The sequence below is a fragment of the Neobacillus jeddahensis genome (assembly GCF_000612625.1).
Taxonomy (GTDB): Bacteria; Bacillota; Bacilli; order Bacillales; family Cytobacillaceae; genus Neobacillus; species Neobacillus jeddahensis.
This window is the reverse complement of record NZ_CCAS010000132.1, coordinates 1-1,628: the sequence shown is the minus strand read 5'-3', so window position 1 is coordinate 1,628 and position 1,628 is coordinate 1. Positions and strand designations below refer to the sequence as shown.

The window sequence follows — 1,628 nt, the reverse complement described above, 5'->3', positions numbered from 1 at the left end:
CATAGCCATCAAGCTAAGCAAATAATTTTCTATTTATTCAAAATGGACCTATTCTTTCTTTGAAACCTAAAGAAAGGTAGGTCTTTATTATGTTAAATCGCAAATTGAGAGTGGAAGAGGATTTTCGACTAATTTCTGATGAGTTGACCAAGATTTTTAGCCCTAATTTCCTCAATGATTTGGCTAGAAAAGATTTATTTCTTCAGCGGTCCAGCAAATTCGAACCTAAGGATTTTATTGCACTTTGCGGTTTTTTGAATCATCAATCAGGAAAAAAATCGTTAACCCAATTATGTGGTGTTTTAGCTTCTGAAAGAAATATTTCCCTTAGTACAGAAGGTTTAAACCAACGGTTTTGCGAAGCCGGAGTAAATTTATTGAAGGATGTTCTTTCTACACTCACTTTAAAACAATTCTTATCCGATCTTCCCCCAAGTCTTCGCCATGCTAAAATTGGCCGAATCCGAATATTGGATTCCACTTCCTTTGAACTGCCTATATTCTATCAGGAAAAATACTTCGGATATCACAAATCAGGTGTCAGGATTCAGCTGGAGTATGAACTGCTTAAAGGGGAACTCATGCATCTTGTTGTACAAGATCAGTTGGATAGTGATCATGTTTTTGCCGAAGGGATAATGAGTACCATCCGAAAGTTTGATTTAATTATTCGTGATTTAGGATATCTTTCTTATGAGACCCTGAGGTCGATTAGTGAAGCAGAAGCCTATTATATTTCAAGGGCTGCAACGAAAATACTTGCTTATGTCAAGGATGGAAAGGAAAATTTCATCAGATTAGACGTAGAAAAAATAATGGAAGAGATGGAGATTGGTGAGACAAGAGAAATAGAAGATATCTATGCAGGTAAGGGAAAACTGAAAATCCCACGCCTCATTTTATGTAAATTAACGGATGAACAGACAGAAAAGAGGTTGAAAAGGAGAAAAAGAAAGGAAATAAAAAATGGTGTGAAATTTTCACACCAAACCAAAAAGCTCGCAAGATTGAACATGTTCATTACTAATATACCATATAATGTCATCCCGAAGAAAGAAATACAACCGCTGTATTCTCTTCGTTGGCAAATAGAAATTTTATTTAAGGCATGGAAATCGATATACGAAATCAATAAAGTAAAGAAAATGAAAGTAGAACGATTTGAATGCCATCTTTATGGAACCCTTATTTCACTACTTATCACATCTACTTTAGCATTTAAAATTCGAGAACTTCTTTACTTAAAAAAGGAGAAAGAAATAAGCGAATTTAAGGCCTTCTCCATCATAAAGGAGTTCCTCGCCACACTTTACCAGGCGTTAATGGAAGGAGGTGAGGCTCTTTTAGCCAATATCGCGGTTATGTTTGAACAGGTAGAAAAAAACGGACAAAAAGCGAAACGATTGAAGAAAAGGACCCCTTTTGAGATACTTCTCGGCGTGTTCGAACAAAGCACTATGAAAACTGCTTAAGCGATTTTGTGAAAATATATATTGAAAAAAAAGCCTAGTTTTGTAGGCTTATTAAAGTATGCACTATTTTAGATTGAAATTAAGCATAGAAATAGAAATCACAAGGTTAGACAAAATTTCCACTATTGTCGAAAAGTTCGCTTGATGGCTATGGTG

At 35.2% G+C, this 1,628-nt stretch carries 1 protein-coding gene; it reads left to right on the top strand.

Annotation, left to right across the window (positions count from 1 at the left end; genetic code table 11):
- Positions 1-89: 89 nt before the first annotated feature.
- Entirely contained in the window at positions 90-1,472 is a 1,383-nt protein-coding gene (locus TY15_RS22940; RefSeq protein WP_040205241.1) for an IS4 family transposase, read from the top strand.
- Positions 1,473-1,628: the final 156 nt, after the last annotated feature.

Coding starts and splice junctions, on each gene's coding strand:
- TY15_RS22940 (WP_040205241.1), top strand. CDS start 90: ATGTTAAATCGCAAATTGAGAGTGGAAGAGGATTTTCGACTAATTTCT.